The 15323-nt window shown below is 68.4% G+C and carries 10 protein-coding genes and 1 pseudogene; 3 read left to right on the forward strand and 8 right to left on the reverse strand.

Features of this window, described 5'->3' with window-relative positions:
* Positions 1 to 94: 94 nt before the first annotated feature.
* The 5 genes from Pth03_RS39230 to Pth03_RS39250 all read right to left on the reverse strand — a co-directional run bounded on the left by Pth03_RS39230 (position 95) and on the right by Pth03_RS39250 (position 7301).
* Positions 95 to 3007 carry a beta-N-acetylhexosaminidase gene (locus Pth03_RS39230; RefSeq protein WP_203949590.1) on the reverse strand — a complete coding sequence of 971 codons (2913 nt, stop codon included), beginning with the start codon at positions 3005 to 3007 and terminating at the stop codon, positions 95 to 97.
* A gap of 683 nt (positions 3008 to 3690) precedes the next feature.
* A complete protein-coding gene (locus Pth03_RS39235; RefSeq protein ID WP_203949591.1) occupies positions 3691 to 4323 on the reverse strand; it encodes a response regulator in 633 nt (210 codons plus the stop codon).
* Positions 4316 to 5566, reverse strand: coding sequence for a sensor histidine kinase (locus tag Pth03_RS39240; RefSeq protein WP_239119724.1), 1251 nt, complete (start codon positions 5564 to 5566; stop codon positions 4316 to 4318). Before Pth03_RS39240 ends, Pth03_RS39235 begins: the two co-directional genes overlap by 8 nt.
* Before the next feature lie 33 nt (positions 5567 to 5599).
* Positions 5600 to 6340, reverse strand: coding sequence for an ABC transporter permease (locus tag Pth03_RS39245; RefSeq protein WP_203949592.1), 741 nt, complete (start codon positions 6338 to 6340; stop codon positions 5600 to 5602).
* A 1-nt stretch (position 6341) separates the two neighbouring features.
* Positions 6342 to 7301, reverse strand: coding sequence for an ABC transporter ATP-binding protein (locus Pth03_RS39250; protein WP_203949593.1), 960 nt, complete (start codon positions 7299 to 7301; stop codon positions 6342 to 6344).
* Between the two features lie 246 nt (positions 7302 to 7547).
* Here Pth03_RS39250 and Pth03_RS39255 point away from each other — a divergent pair, with 246 nt between their 5' ends.
* Positions 7548 to 9926 carry a thiamine pyrophosphate-binding protein gene (locus Pth03_RS39255; RefSeq protein ID WP_203949594.1) on the forward strand — a complete coding sequence of 793 codons (2379 nt, stop codon included), beginning with the start codon at positions 7548 to 7550 and terminating at the stop codon, positions 9924 to 9926.
* Between the two features lie 226 nt (positions 9927 to 10152).
* On the opposite strand, the gene Pth03_RS39260 is transcribed toward Pth03_RS39255, so the two are convergent.
* Positions 10153 to 10836, reverse strand: a complete 684-nt coding sequence (locus Pth03_RS39260) for a hypothetical protein (RefSeq protein ID WP_203949595.1) — start codon at positions 10834 to 10836, stop codon at positions 10153 to 10155.
* Positions 10837 to 11129: 293 nt separating this feature from the next.
* Entirely contained in the window at positions 11130 to 11276 is a 147-nt protein-coding gene (locus tag Pth03_RS39265) for a hypothetical protein (RefSeq protein ID WP_203949596.1), read from the reverse strand.
* A 62-nt stretch (positions 11277 to 11338) separates the two neighbouring features.
* Between Pth03_RS39265 and Pth03_RS42290 the strand changes: the two genes are divergently transcribed.
* Positions 11339 to 11461 (forward strand): hypothetical protein, encoded by a 123-nt coding sequence (locus Pth03_RS42290; RefSeq protein ID WP_275413284.1) that lies wholly within the window; start codon positions 11339 to 11341, stop codon positions 11459 to 11461.
* Here the strand turns inward: Pth03_RS42290 and Pth03_RS39270 are convergent.
* Complete coding sequence (locus Pth03_RS39270) at positions 11458 to 14340, reverse strand: AfsR/SARP family transcriptional regulator (protein WP_308442419.1); 2883 nt, start codon at positions 14338 to 14340, stop codon at positions 11458 to 11460. The genes Pth03_RS42290 and Pth03_RS39270 overlap by 4 nt on opposite strands.
* A 312-nt stretch (positions 14341 to 14652) precedes the next feature.
* Here Pth03_RS39270 and Pth03_RS39275 point away from each other — a divergent pair.
* Positions 14653 to 15048 (forward strand): annotated as a pseudogene (locus tag Pth03_RS39275) (transposase); the annotation flags it as partial.
* Positions 15049 to 15323: the final 275 nt, after the last annotated feature.

Below are 15323 nucleotides of genomic sequence, written 5' to 3' on the forward strand. Positions count from 1 at the left end.
CGCGGCGGCCCTCCCCATCTCATGAATGCAGGAGGGCCGCCGTGACCAGCGTTCACCTACCGGGCTTGACGCCTCGGCCGGTCATTTCGCCTGTCTACAACCCGGCGCACTGCCCCGACTTCGGGCCGGACGCGGTATTGGGCCGGCCGGCGTTGCTCGGCGCAGGGGAGTTCCCCGCGCACGACAGTGGCCCGCCGATGTGGTTGCCGGCGACGATCGCCGCCGTGTTGTTCTGGAGGACGAGCGGGCCACCGACCGTCGAACCGTCGATCGTCACCTGACCCGTCGTGCCGGTGACCGTCACCGGGCCCTTGATCGTCGCCGGCGCGCAGTCCCCGTTGCGGTTGCCGAGCCAGACCCGCGCCCCACCGGTCAGGGCGGCGGGCCCGGACACTGTGGTGCCGCACAGCAGAACGTCGACGGCCCCGGACGCCGTCAGCGGGCCGCGCACTTCGGACCCGGACGCGTAAAGCCCGGCACCCGCACGCACGGTCACGGGTCCGGTGACCGTCGCGCCTTCGAGGCACGTGACACCCGACGAGACGGTCAACGGGCCGGAGTGGGTCCCGATGATCGTGTTCGTGCAGGTCGGGACGCCGGTCGCCGTGAACGGCACGACCCACGTCTGGTCCTGACGACTGTAGGTGACGGTTCCGTGGTACACCTCGGCCGTCGGATAGGTGTGGCTCCCGCTGACCGACATCAGGCTCCTGCCCTGCCGTTGGCTCGCCACGTAATCGCGTCCCGCGATGCCGGCCGGCTCGGTCGGGGATCCGTCGCCCCAATCGATCACGGCCGAGAATTCACCGGGCGGAATCGAGCCTGCGGCCAAACGCGCCAAAGGCGCATTGGTCAGGGTCTTGTCCGCGCCGAAACGGGAGACCGTTCCCATCGCCGCCGTGCTCCAGGTGACCTGGGATATGGAGCCGAAGTTCACGTTCGCGAACGCCCACCGAGGTCCGGCCACGCTGAGCCGCTGCCGATACGCGTCGTAGTCCTGGCTGAGCGTTTTGGGCGACCAGGCCTTTTCGAGGATTCCGGCCATCCGCGGGAAGACCATGTACTCGTTCGTGGCCAGCCCCCGCATCTGCTCGCCCCAGATGGGCGCCTCGATACCGAGGATGTCCTCTGCCTTCGGCCCGCCGTAGGCAGGTTGCGCCCAGACCGAGCGGTACTTCTCGTACACCCATTCCGGGTCCCACGAGTACGACTTGAGAAGCTCCGTCGCCGGCGTCCTGCCGGGGGAGCCGTCATAGGCGAAGTCGAGATAGGCATTCCATTCCGGGGTCACGATGACGTCCCGGCCCTGGTTGAACCACTCAGGCTTGATGAGAGCGGGCCCACCGCCGGTGTAGTCGGACCAGTAGTGGTTGATGGAGGTGGAACCCGGTGCGTACCCTTCCAGCGCGGGATTCCAGCCCATCATCCGCTTGCCGTTGTCGTTGACGATGATCTCCATCTGCCGGATCCACCACTTGTAGTCCTCGTGGGGCATCCCGATGGCTTCGTCCCCGCCGATGTGGATGATGGGTGCGGGAGAGATCGCGGCAAGCTGCGCGATCGCGTCCTTCCAGAACGCGAGGGCCCGTGCACTGGCCGGGTCATTCGGATTGGTGCAGAACCGGTCGGTCTGAGTCTGGCCTTGGCAACCCATGACCGCGCGGCCGCCCAGGGCTGTGACCGCCGCCGTGGCATGGGCCGGGCCCTCCAGCTCGGGGACGACCTCGATGAACCGATCGGCCGCGTACTTGATCAAGCCCTTGAAGTCCTCCTGCGTGTAGAAACCCGCGATGCAGTTCGCTCCGTTGCACCCGGTGCCGTCCAGCGCCGGGTAGCCCTTGATCTCAAGGCGCCAGGACTGGCTGTCGCTCAGGTGCAGGTGCAGCCGGTCGCCCTTCAACGCCGCCAGTTGGTCGATCATGGACCGTACTTCGGCGACTGTCAGGAAGTTACGGGCAGGGTCGAGCTGGAGACCTCGGTGCGCATATCGCGGGTAGTCCACGACCGTTATGGGCTGCGCCGTCCATGGCCCCACGCCGACGGAAGGCGAGTAGCTCGCCGCCGGCAACAACTGCCGAAGGCTCTGGAAGCCGTTGAACAGGCCGTGCGCCTTCGGAGCCACGACCTTGACGCCCGCACTCGACACCGTGAGGGAGTAGCCTTCGGCCGCGGCGACCTCGTTGTCCTGCGGAAGGCCAGGCACCGGCGCGAGGCTGAGGGCGATGTCGGCGGCGGTGGCAGAACCTGTCACCACGGGGAGGCTGTACCCGGTAGCCGGCCGCAGGTAGCCCGCGAGAACCTCAGCCGTGGCGGCGAGGCCGTCATCGGAGACCACGATCCGGGATTTGGCCGTGAGCTCCCACGGCTGACCGGTGCCGGGCGTCTGCTTCACCGGCACGGGAATGATCTGACCCACGACGGGCGCCGGCTTGGGGCCGGACCACACCTCGAACTCGTTGATCGTGTATCCGGTCGTGGAATTCGTGGCCAGGGCCTGCATCCGTACGCAGGAGATCGGGTCCTTGCGATCGATCACCTGGGAATCCTTGTCGCTCGGATTCACCACGTGGGTGACCGTCGACCACGTCTGACAGTCGGCGTCCGTGGAGACCTGCAGGTCGTACTCCGTCGGCTTGCTCGGCGACGTCCAGAGGCTGAACACCTCGTAGACCGGGGCGGGCTCGGCCAGCTTGACCTGGAACCAGTCCTGAGTCGGGTCATAGCCGTTTCCGACCGATGCGTAGTTCGAGGTCCAGCCGTTGTGGACGAAGACGTCGGTGGCGTTGGCGGGCGCGTACGTCGCAGCGGGCGAGGTCATGCGTTGAGACTTGGCGGAGGCGACCGCACCCGGCAGGAGGGAGAGATTGACGCTCTCGGCCGTGGTGCTCATCGAAACCGGGAGGGGGACGGTCTGGGGTGATGCCGGCGAGGTCGACACCGTGCCGGCCTGTGCGGCGTTCGGCATGACACCGGTGAGGGATGTGGCGAGGAGCGCACCGATTGTCAAAGCAGAGACCGCGCGGGCCCGAGGCCGTCGGCTTGCGCCGCGGCCCCCTCTCTGCTCGCGCTTCGCCGATAGGAACGAGATCTTCACGTCACTCCTTAGATCGGGGTACCGCATACCTCCAGCACGGGCCGCGTTCGGGCATTGATTGGACATGTCCGGCGAACCCGCTCGACGCTGCAGCATCCGTGCAGCTTCCTGATGTGGTGGTGGGGGAGTTCACGCGGCCAGGAGACCGACCATCCCGGCGATCTTGTTGCTCGTCTCGATTACCGCCTTGCTATTGGGGGGTGACTGGTCTATACCGGTTGGCGGCCTCGGGCGGTGGATAGATCCCTTATGTAGGGATCTCAGGCGTTAGGGTAAACAGAAGTTAAAGTTTTGGTCTATATCGCTATGTATCGGATTCGCAACGAGGGCGGGCTCTTGCCGCAGCCGGTCTATACCGGGGCGGGCGATGCCGACGGCATCCCGCGCGTGAGTCGGAACTCGATGCGCCGTCGACCCGAAGATCAGACGCGGCAAACCCGATGGACGCCATCGGTTCAGGTCGGGGGAGGGCGGGGTCGTTCGTGTCGGCGGCCGGCGAGCGAGCCGTCCAGGCGGCCGCCGAATACGCGGACGTCGTCGCCGGCCTCGGCCTCGACGAGTTCGCACTCGTGGAGAGTCGTCCGTGCGCCGGCGGGTCAGCCGAGGATGCCCCGCTCGTACGCGACCGCGACGGCCGCGGCCCGGTCCTTGACCCCCAGCTTCGCGTAGAGGTGGGTGAGATGGGTCTTGACGGTCGCCTCGCTGATGAACAGCACGGAGGCGATCTCACGGTTGGACGTGCCCTTTGCGACGAGGCCGAGCACCTCGCGCTCCCGCGCGCTCAGGGGCTCGCCGCCAGGTGCTCTCACCCGTGAGACCAGGCGGGAGGCGATGGCGGGCGACAGGACGGTCTTGCCCTCGGCGGCGGCCCGTACGGCGGTGAAGAGCTCGTCGCGCGGCGCGTCCTTGAGCAGATAGCCGGTGGCGCCCGCCTCGATCGCGGGCAGGGTGTCGGAGTCCGTGTCGTAGGTGGTGAGGACGAGCACCTCGCAGCGCAGGCCGCGGCGGGTCAGCTCGGCGATGGCGTCGACTCCGCCGCCGCCCGGCATCCGCAGGTCCATCAGGACCACATCGGGATCGAGGAGGGCGGCGAGCTCGACCGCCTGCCGTCCGTCGGCGGCCTCGCCGAGGACCTCGAACTCCGGGTGCGCGGCGAACATGCCGCGAAGCCCGTCACGCACGACGGGATGGTCGTCGACGATCAGGAGGGTGATTGCGCGCTCAGCCATGGCGCACCAACGGTACGCGAGCGGAGATGGCCGTGCCGCGTCCCGGCTCGGACTCGACGGCGACCGTCCCGGCGATGCGTTCGGCACGGGCGCGCATGCCGCCGAGGCCGAATCCGCGCGCGGTCTCACGGCGGGGCAGCGTGAGCGGGTCGAACCCGATCCCGTCGTCGCGGACGTCCAGGCTCACCTCGTCGTCCATGTACGACAGGGTGACGCCCACCCGCGTGGCCTCGGCGTGCCGTTCGGCGTTGGCGAGCGTCTCCTGCGCGATGCGGAGCACAGTGGCCTCGACCTCGTCGTGCAACGGCTCGACGGTGCCGGTGACGGTGAAATCGGCCCGCACGCCCGTCGAGGCCGACCACGTCGTGACGAGGTTCTTCAGCGCCTCCGGAAGCGTGTGGTGCTCCAGCGCGCCGGGACTGAGGTTCTGCACCGAACGGCGGGCCTCGCCCAGGCTGTGGCGGGCGAGGGCGGCGGCGCGCTCCACGTGGTCGCGCGCGGTCGCGGCGTCCGCGCTGTCGGTGGCCGCCTGGAGCTGGGTGATGATGCCCGCCAGGCCCTGCGCGAGGGTGTCGTGGATCTCGGCGGCCAGGCGCCGGCGTTCGTCGTTGACGCCGGCCTCCCGGGCCTGGACGAGGAGCCGGGCGTTCAGCTCGGCGTTCAGCTCCATCGCCTGCTCGAGACGGGCGTTGGTGCGCTCGAGCTCCGCGATGGTGACGGCCTTGGCCTTGGTGTTCTCGGCCTCCCGCGCTCCGATCGCACCGAAGACGAGGGAGAGTGAGGCGTTCACGACGTACAGCGCCGCGAAGGCGACCCACTGCGTGCCGTCCTTGATCGGCAGGCCGCCGGACTGCGAGCCCGCCATGGTCACGGCGGTGGCCAGCAGCCCGGCGTACATCAGCCGGCGCGGCAGGAGGTTGCCGGAGTCGAAGTAGCCGAGCGCCGCGTAGATGGCGAAGAACGGGTTCAGCCAGGTGAGCGCGAAGCCGAGCGCGAACCGTACGACGTAGTAGGCCCGGCCGCGCACGTCGAACTCGGGCAGGCCGGGGCCCGTCCTGCTCCACCACAGGTGCAGCGCGAGCGCGGCCACGACGAGCGCCCCCGCCGCGTAAGTGTCTCCACGCGTCATGAATATGCCGCTGGTCAAGGCCGAGATCAGCGCGGCAAGGCCCAGCATGACGTACGGGATCCAGCGGACGGGCGGCTCCCCCCAGTTCGTGGCCGCGGTGCCGGGTTGTGCCACCTCGGTCTCCTCCCGTTCTCTACTTCCTACTGCCTACTCCCACCGGAACCAGCGTGCCGCCGCGCCGACGAGTATGACGATCCACAGCGCGGTCACGCCGAGGTGTGACCAACTGGGCCAGTCGCCGGCCGCCGCCTCGTTCAGCGCCTGCGAGGCGGCCCCGAACGGGGTGAGCAGGACGACGCGCTGCAGGGCGTCCGGCATGGCCTGGACGGGAAGCCAGACGCCCAGCGTGAACATCGACGGGAACAGGACGGCCGAGCCGATGGCCGTGGAGATCTTCGTGGTCCGTGAGAGCGCGGCGATCGTCGCGCCCGCCGCGAGGGCCGCCAGCGCGGCGAGGACCAGCGCCAGTGCGTACCCGAAGAGCTGCGCGGGCAATGCCACGCCGTAGACGAGACGGCCCACGGCCATCGCGATGACCGCCGAGCACACGGAGGCCGCGGCGTGCAGCACGATCTGCGCCGTCAGCAGCGACGCGGGCCGTACCGGAGTGGTCGACATGCGGCGCAGGATGCCCAGCTCCCGGTAGCCGGTGAGGACGGGCGGCATGGCCTGCACCCCGGCCACGACGATGGCGAGCAGCACGACGATGGGGACGTACAGGTCGATGACCCGGAGGCCGTCGAGGCCGGGGTCGGCTGTACGGAACGTCGGGATCAGGCCGAGGATCGCCAGCAGCACGGAGGGGAAGGCGACGATCCAGAAGAGGCTGCCCGGCTCGCGGCTGAAGAGCCGGGCCTCGGACTTCAGGACGGCGGCGGATGCGGACATTTCAGGCCTCCTGCTCGGTGAGATTCGCCGCGCGGTGCGCCACCGGCTCCGACGGGGTGGCTCCCTCGTCTGTCGTCAGGTCGAGGAACGCGTCGTCCAGCGTGGCGTCGGTGACGCGCAGCCGCTCGGCCGTGATCTGGCGCCGGGCGAGCAGCGCGATCACCGCGTTGACGGTCTCGTCGTTGCCGTTGACGACCACGCGGCCGTCCTTCAGTTCGACGGAGGTGGCCGCGGGCAGCGCGGCCAGGTCGGCGTCGTCGAGCGGCCGGGAGGGCGTGAACGCGATGACGGTCGACGACGCGGTTTTGCTGATGAGGCCCGACGGGGTGTCCAGCGCGGCGACCTTGCCCGCGTTGATCACGGCGACGCGGTCGCACAGATGCTGGGCCTCCTCCATGAAGTGCGTGACCAGCAGAACGGTCACCCCGGAGGCCCGCACGTCCTCGATCAGCTTCCAGGTGTCGCGGCGGGCTCGCGGGTCGAGACCGGTGGTCAGCTCGTCGAGCACCACGATCCTGGGGTTGCCGATGAGGGCCAGCGCGATGAACAGCCGCTGCTTCTGCCCGCCGGAGAGCTTGCCGAAGCGGGTGGTGAGACGGTCGGTGAGGCCGAGCCGTTCGGTGAGGGGCCCCCAGTCGGCCGGCTTCGGATAGAAGGCGCTGTAGAGCTCCAGCGCCTCGCGCACAGTGAGCTTGGCCTGCAGGTCGCTCTCCTGTAACTGGGCGCCGAGAATCCGCGTCAACTGTGCGTGATCGGAGACCGGGTGGAGACCGGCTACCGAGACGGTGCCGGAGTCGGGGACTCGTAGTCCTTCCACGCATTCGACCGTCGTCGTCTTGCCCGCGCCGTTCGGGCCGAGGATTCCGAATATCTCGCCTTCCTCCACGGCGAAGGACACCCCGTCAACTGCAGGCCGGCCCCCGTACGCCTTGCGCAGGCCGTTCACCTCGATAATCGCCATGCCCAGATGATCCTTGCGGACGCGGTACGTGTACATCGCCTGTCGCGCTGGGGTTGGCATCATCCGATCGGTTGATCCCCGTCTACGACCGCACCTGGTTGTGATGCGGTTCGGCACGGGGGGCGACAAGCCGCGGTGATGGGCATCAGGTCAAAATGTCACGGTGCCTTGTGTTCTTGGCGCTGACTACCAGGGGCGCCCGGGCCGGGGCGGGATACTGCGCGCCATAAGCGATCGAGGATCTTCATGACTCAGACCGACCACAGGCCCCTCGCGGACGATTCGTACCAGCCACGCTCATCGAGTCGCCCACGCTTGACAGACGACGAAGCCAAGACGCTTCGCGAGATCTCTACAAGAGTTCTCTGGTTGTCCTCGGCCATCGTGGACGCTGCCAACCGTAACCGGCCTAACCCCTCGGGCGTGAAGGTCGGAGGACACCAGGCGTCGTCGGCGTCGATGGTCGACATCATGGTCGCCCTGTGGTTCCACGACCTGGCCAACGAAGACCGAGTCTCGGTCAAGCCGCACGCCTCACCTGTGCTCCACGCGATCAACTACCTACTCGGAGATCTCGACCCGAAGTACCTGCGAACTCTCCGGGCGAAAGGTGGCCTCCAGAGCTATCCGAGCCGCATCAAGGACCCCGACACGGTCGACTTCTCCACCGGCTCGGTCGGTATCGGCGCAACGGCCTCGCTGTGGGCCGCGATGTCCCTCCGATACCTGCGGTCGCGTTCAGCCGCCGCTCCCGCCGCCGGCCGGTTCGTCAGCCTCCTCGGCGACGCCGAACTCGACGAAGGAGCCATCTGGGAGGCGATCGCCGATCCTGCCGTCTCCTCGATGGGTGAACTCCTGTGGATCGTCGATCTGAACCGGCAGTCGCTGGACCGCGTGGTCCCGGACATCCAGATCGAGCGGCTCCAAGGCATGTTCGCCGCCGCCGGATGGCAGGTCATCACGCTGAAGTGGGGCCGCCTGATCAGCGAACTGTTCGAGCTTCCGGGAGGCGAAGAGCTTCGGGCGAGACTCGAGGCGATGCCGAACGAGGAATACCAGCGAATGCTGCGTGTCGACCCCTCCCAGATAGCCGACCGGATCCTCGACGGTGGAGGAAGCGACAGGCTCCGCGCACTGGTCGGCGATCTGGAACCGAGCAGGCTCGCCGCGGCGATCCGTGACCTCGGCGGCCACGACCTCGGCCTCCTCACAGACACCTACGGCAGCGCCGCAACCGACCGCCCAACCGTGATCTTCGCCTATACGATCAAAGGGCGCGGCCTGCCTACGGAAGGGCACCCGAACAACCATTCGGCCTTGTTGACCGAAGCACAGATGCACCACCTGGCTGAGCGATGTGGCACCAGCCTCGACGACCCCTGGCGGAACTTCAGCGCCGATTCGACACCCGGCCGCCTGTGCTCAACGCGCGGTGAGGTGCTCAAGCGTCCGCCGCTGCGACCTCTGCCGGAGCCGGCCGTCCCGACCTCGCTCGGCCACCCGTACCGCAAGCCCACATCGACTCAAGCCGCTCTGGGTCGCCTCCTCGCGGACATTCCCCGCGACGCACCGGAGCTGGCGCCGTACATCGTCACCTGCAGCCCGGATGTGGCCTCGTCGACCAACCTCGGCGGTTGGATCAACAAGACCGGTGTGTGGTCGATCACGGACCGCCGCGACTGGTTCGCGGACGACACCGAACGGATCCTGAAGTGGGCTGAACTCCCAACCGGGCAACACATCGAACTGGGCATCGCTGAGGTGAACCTCGTGAGCCTTCTCGGTGAGCTCGGTGCCACCTGGAGCCGATGGGGGCACAGGCTCATCCCTATCGGAACCCTGTATGACCCGTTCGTGTCCCGGGCGCTCGAACCGTGGTCATATGGGATCTACGCCGGTGGTCAGTCGATCCTCGTCGGCACGCCGTCCGGTGTGACCCTTGCGCCGGAAGGCGGCGCCCACCAGTCGATCACAACTCCGTCGATCGGGCTTGAGCAGCCGGCATGCACGGCTTGGGAACCGGCGTTCGCCCAGGACCTGGAGTGGACTTTCTTGCATGCGATGGCTCAGGTCGGAATTCCGGGAGGAACATCGGCTTATTTCCGGCTGTCCACTCGACCGATCGACCCCGAGCTCGCACGGCTGCCGGAGGAACCCGAGCTCCTGGAGCGCCGCCGCCTGCAAGCCGTCGCCGGCGGGTACCGTCTCACAGACCACGACCCGGGGCTCGAGCAGGTGACGCTTGTCGGAATGGGCGCGATCATGCCCGAAGTGATGCAGGCGGCTCAGATTCTCGAAAACTTCGGTATCGCGGCGGGTGTCGTCTGCCTGACCAGTGCCGACCTGGTTTTCCGATCGTTCCAGCAGCGTGGCGAGCGGCGCCCCGGTACTGGCGGCAACATCTTGGAGACGCTGTTTCCGCAGCCGTACCCGACGCCGTTGGTGACGGTCCTCGACGGCCACCCGCACACCCTGTCGTTCCTCGCCGGGGCACGCGGAGACCGGATTCGCTGTCTCGGAGTGACCGAGTTCGGGCAGTCTTCAAGCCTCGCTGATGCATATGCGCTGCACGGAATCGACGCTGGTTCCATCGTCGATGCGGCGCTCGGTCTGCTCGGTCGGTAGGAGACCTCGCGCAGAATCCTGGACAGGCGCCGGTCATGCCGTTGCGGGCGACAGAGAGTGATCGTCACCAACCCGGCATTCACCTGCGGATCGGCTCATCGGTGGTCTGACGCCTGGCTGAGGGCGAGCACGTACGTGCCCGCCCTCAGCGCTGCCCGGCCGACGGTTGCCGGTACGCAAAATGTCGGCCAACGCTATACATGCGCGTCCGCATCCGGTGCTCTCGTCAGAGCTCGGCATCACCGGCGGGGAGCTTGTTCGACCAGCCGGAGGCCAGCCGGATCCGCGCCAGGTATGCCGACGGGTCCTCCGGGTAGCGAGGGCCGAGCCGTTTCCAGAAGTCGGCAAACACCCAGGGGGAGTCCAGCTCGAACTCGTCGTCTGGAAACGCCTTGCCCAGCTCCGGCTCGTCGACGTAGTAGCCGTCCTCGTCCTCGCCGTCTTCCAGGTTCACATGCACGAGGTAGGGCGCCACCTGCTCCACTGGACGGCCGATCGCCTCGGCGACGACGGCCGGCTGTCCGGCGTACTTGGCGCGAAGGCGGGCGATCTCGTCTGGATCATCGGTGAAGTAGTCCGGCATGGTCGCGAACCGGTCCAGGACGACGCCGTCGCGCAGCAGTGCGTGGCTCCAGTAGTCACTGTCGTGAATGCGCACGGTGCTCGTCAGGATGCCGAGCTGCCGGGAGATGTACTCCACTGCCGCAAGTTCGGTGAAGTAGCCGGACCACATGACGACCGTCCAACCGTTCACCGGCGGATAGATCAGCACGTCGTCTTCAGTCACCGACCCGGCACTGTGGAACGGCTCGGCGGGCCACGAGTGTACGGAGAAGAACCCGACCGCCCCATCCCGCACCGCTTCGGCGTCCTGCGTTCGGAAGGCAGACACCGTCACAAACTCGCCCATGTCGAGGACATTAGTCTCCGACGGGCGGGCGCGTGGGCGCCCGACACAACCTCTGCGCGGACTGGCCATCTTGTCGCCGGGGACACGTCCGCTCATGCCGAAAGTAGTGCATGTGATCATGCCAAGGTTCGGACGACGGCGTTGGACACGGCCGAGACGTTCATCGAGCCGTACGGCGAACGGTATGCGGAGGGCCTGGTTCTCTTCGTCCGTGTGAAGGCGTAGCGGGCCGGTCTACGGTGGCGCGGTCATTTCGACGGCCGCCGGGGAACCGAGCATGTCACGGCGCTGGTCTACGTGGCGGCCTTCGTCCCCGGCAGCGGGGAGGCCGTCGGTGCGTTGGTCGCGAAGTTCCCTGGCAGCACGATGAACGAGTCGCTGCGGCGGTGCCGTTGCCGGGCGGGCAGGTCGACGTGTCCATCGATCCTGCCGTCTTCCACGCCCGGTTCGCGGCCGATGTGCCGGCGCCGACCTGATCATCCCGGCGGCGGCGCAGGAGTTCATGGCTACCCGAGCGAACGCCACGGTGGAGGTGGTCGAGGGCGCCTCGCACATGGCGTTCGTCTCGCATCCGGACGTTACGGCGGCCTTCATCCAGCGGGCGGCCGCCGAGACGGCGTCCTAGCGGTGCCGGGCGAGCAGTTCTGCGAGCTGCCCGAGGTCGGCTCGCAGGAGCTCGGGTCCGCCGTCCTGGAATGTGCCCATCAGCTCGACGGCGCGGTCGAATGCCCGCCGCGCCCCGGCCACGTCACCCGTCGACAGCAGAAGCTTCGACAGATCCCGGAGCGTATAGACCTGCGTCGGTCCCTGCGCCAACACGGCGCCCAGCCGGACCGCTGCGGTGTATTCCTCGATCGCCTCGTCGACTCGGCCCATGCCCGCGAGGCTCTGCGCGAGCATGTGCCGGATCCACGCTTCCTCGGTCCACTGGTCGAGGTCACGGCAGATGTCGAGCGCCTGCCGCGACGCGTGTACCGCCTCCTCGAACCGCTTAAGCTCGGCGAGCGACTGACCTATGCGCATCAGGCCGTTGAGTTCGGTTTGACGCTCTCCGCTGAGCCGGCTCAGAGTCACCGCCTGCCGGGCGTGTTCCAGCGCCACCTCGTGGTCGCCGAGCGAGGTGTACACCGCCTGGAGGTTGTTCCGCACCGCGCTCTGCTCCTTGGTCATGCCGTGCTCGGTGTAGTGCCGCAACGCGGTCTGCAGCAGGTCGAGGGCGTCGTCGTTCGCGCCGGAGTACCAGCGGGGACCGGCGAGGCTGCGGCACAGGTGCGCCTCGCCGATCGCGTCACCTTGCTCGCGGGCGGCGCGCAGCGCCGTGCGGACGACGTCCTCCCAGTCGCGGAAGAGGCCCGCACTCTCCAGGTACTGCGGCATGGCCAGGGCCAGCCGCCAGGGGGCGATGCCGTGGTCACCCTCGGCCGCGACGCGAACGGCCTCAAGCAGAAGGTCGCGGTGACAGTCGAACCAGCTGAAGGCGTTCTCCATTGACCCCGGCTGCTCGGCGACCACGCCGTCCGGCGGGGGTGGCGGCGGCGGTGAGATCCGGAAGTAGCTCTTCAGCTCGGACTGGGCGTTCAGAGCGCTGTGCAGGTAGTGCTGCAGGAGCCGGCTGACCGCCGCCGCCCGCTCGACGGGTGGTTCGGTTTCCCGGAACAGCTCTTCCGCGTACGCCTTGACCAGGACGTGTGAGGTGAACCGGCCGTGGTCGTCCTCCGTCACCAGCGCGGCCTCCGCCAGTTCCATGAGGGCCTCGCGGGTGCGTCGCGGCTCCCACGCCGACAGGCTCGTGGCCGCCTCGGCCGTGATGCCCGGGGTCAGCGCGACCGACAGCAGCCGGAACAGCCGGGCCGCGTCGGGACTCAGCTGGCGGTACGACCACGCGAACGTCGTACGCGGGTCACGCACACCCCGCCCGCCGGGGAACGCCGCCAGCCGGTGGGCGCCGTCGCGCAACTCCGCGACGACCGACGCCAGCGACAGTCGCGGACGGGCGCTGAGCCGGGCGCCCAGGATCGCCAGTGCCAGTGGCAGCCGCCCGGACAGCTCGACGATCGCGTCGAGGGACTCGGCGTCGCCGCCGGTGACACGTTCGGTATGTGCGAGCCGCCGTTCGAGCATCTTGCGGGCGACCTGCCGGTCGGGCAGGTCGACCCGGATGAGGCGGGCGCCTCCGAGGACGGCCAGGCCTACCTGCGGGAGGCGGCTGGTGACCAGCACCAGACTTCCGGCCGAACCCGGCAGCAGCGGCTGTACCTGCGACTGGTCGCGGACGTTGTCCAGTAGCACCAGGATCCGCTTCCCGGCCGTGAGGCTGCGGTAGGTACCCACCAACGCCTCCAGCGACTCCGGGGCGTCCGCACCGCGCAACCCCAGTGCGTAGAGCAGGGAGCGCAGGGCTTCGACGGCCGGGACGCCCTCACCGTCGTCCTCGTGGCCCTGCAGGTCCAGGTAGAGCTGGCCGTCGGTGAACTTCCGGGCGACGCGGTGCGCGAAGTGCGCGGCGAGCGTCGACTTGCCCACGCCGCCCATGCCGTCCATCGCGATCACCAGTGGACCGGTGCGGTTGGTCGTCGCGGCCACGAGGTCGTCGAGCACCGCCAGTTCCGCCCGGCGTCCGACGAACAGCGGAAGATCGGGCGGCAGCTGGGCCGGGACAAGAACGGTGGGCGCGGTGGGCGGCAGCTCGGCCGGGACAAGAACGGTGGGCGCGGTGGGCGGCACCACGGCTGGGGTGACCACGATCGGGGTCAGCACCCGCAGGTACGCCTCGCGCAGCTCGCGTCCCGGGTCGACACCCAGCTCGTCGGCGAGACGTTCACGAATCGACTGGTACACCGCCAGCCCTTCGGCCTGGCGATCGGCGCCGGCGAGCGCCGCCATCAGACCCGCGTGCACGGGTTCGTGGAGCGGGAACATTCTCGCGGCCAGTCGCAGCGGCGCGAGCACCTCGCCCGGACGGCCTTCGGCCACCGCGATACCGGCGGCATCGACCGCCGCGTCGACGAACTGGCCGTCGATGCCGGCGAAGACGGCCGCAGCCGCTGCGTTGTCCGCCAGGCCGCCGCCCGCCGGACCCTGACACAGCTGCAGGGCCTCGCCGTACCGGTCGAGCGCCTCACCCGTCCGCCCAGCGGCGGCCGCCGCTTTCGCCGCCGCGACGAACCGGCCGAAGGCGGCCAGGTCGAGCACGTCGGGACCGGCCGTCAGCCGGTAGCCGTTGCCCTGGCGGGCCAGGTACGACCCAGACGACCGCGGCGCCACGTCGGGTTCCAATATCCGGCGTAGTGCACCGATGTACTTTTGGATGATATTCACCGCGGTCGCTGGCGGGTCCGTCACCCAGATCAGGTCGACGAGCTCGCCCAGTCCGACTGGCCGGCCGTGCTGCGCCAGCAGTAGTGCCAGCAAAGCCCGCTGCTGCCGGGGGCCGGCATCGACCTCGATATCACCCCGCCATACCCGTAACGGGCCCATGACCTGCAAGCGCAACCGAACGTTCATCAGGTGCCCAGCCGGTGGCAGTGGTAGACCGGGGCGGGCGACAGATTGGCCCACGATGTCCGGTTCGGGTGCGGTCACCGGCACAACTTACAGGCCGTGGCACGCGCCGCCGATGCGCGCACGGCTATCGCGCACTAAACCGAACACTCAGATAGACGATGTATGCAGATACCCTTGCGAGATCACGTGCGCGGGTGACGTCCCCTCGGGTGGTGTAACTCCAAGCTGCTGAAGCAAGCCCCGGACATGGGGCGAGCCATCGTGTGACGGTCAGCGAGTTCCCGCCAAGGTTCTCGCGAAGGACACCACACGATGGCTCTGGATCAGTCTGCCTTGCTCGACCTGTTGGAGTCTTTGAAAGCCGCCGACGCCGATGACGTCATCCGCCACGCCCTGCAAGCCGTGCTGCAGGCCCTCATCGAGGCGGAGGCGACCGCGATGATCGGCGCCGCCCCGCACCAGCGCACCGACCAGCGCACCACCCAGCGCAACGGCCACCGGGACCGGCTACTCACCACCGCCGCCGGAGATCTGGAACTGAAAATCCCCAAGCTGCGGTCGGGGTCGTTCTTCCCCTCGCTGCTGGAACGCCGCCGCCGCATCGACCAAGCCTTGTTCGCGGTGGTGATGGAGGCCTACCTGCACGGGGTGTCCACCCGCAGCGTCGACGACCTGGTCAAAGCCCTCGGCGCCGACTCCGGCATTACCACCTGGAGCATGACGAGCTGAGAGACCAATCGGAGCTTGGTGCTCAGCGCGTCCAACTTGCGATAGCACTGTCGTTGGACCTGGCGACTGTCCCGCTGCTGCTGGCCCGTCTGCATGACGCGGTGGCCGGCACTACACCTGACTTTCTCCTCACCGTCGAAACTGGTGAGGAATATGGGTCGCTGTTTGGGCCATGGCTGCCGAGCCGCAATCCCGCCTGGAGCTGAGAACCTCCGCCACAGCTAACGGCCAAGACGTCAAGATCAGGCGCGCCC

The sequence above is a fragment of the Planotetraspora thailandica genome (assembly GCF_016863335.1).
Lineage (GTDB): Bacteria > Actinomycetota > Actinomycetes > Streptosporangiales > Streptosporangiaceae > Planotetraspora > Planotetraspora thailandica.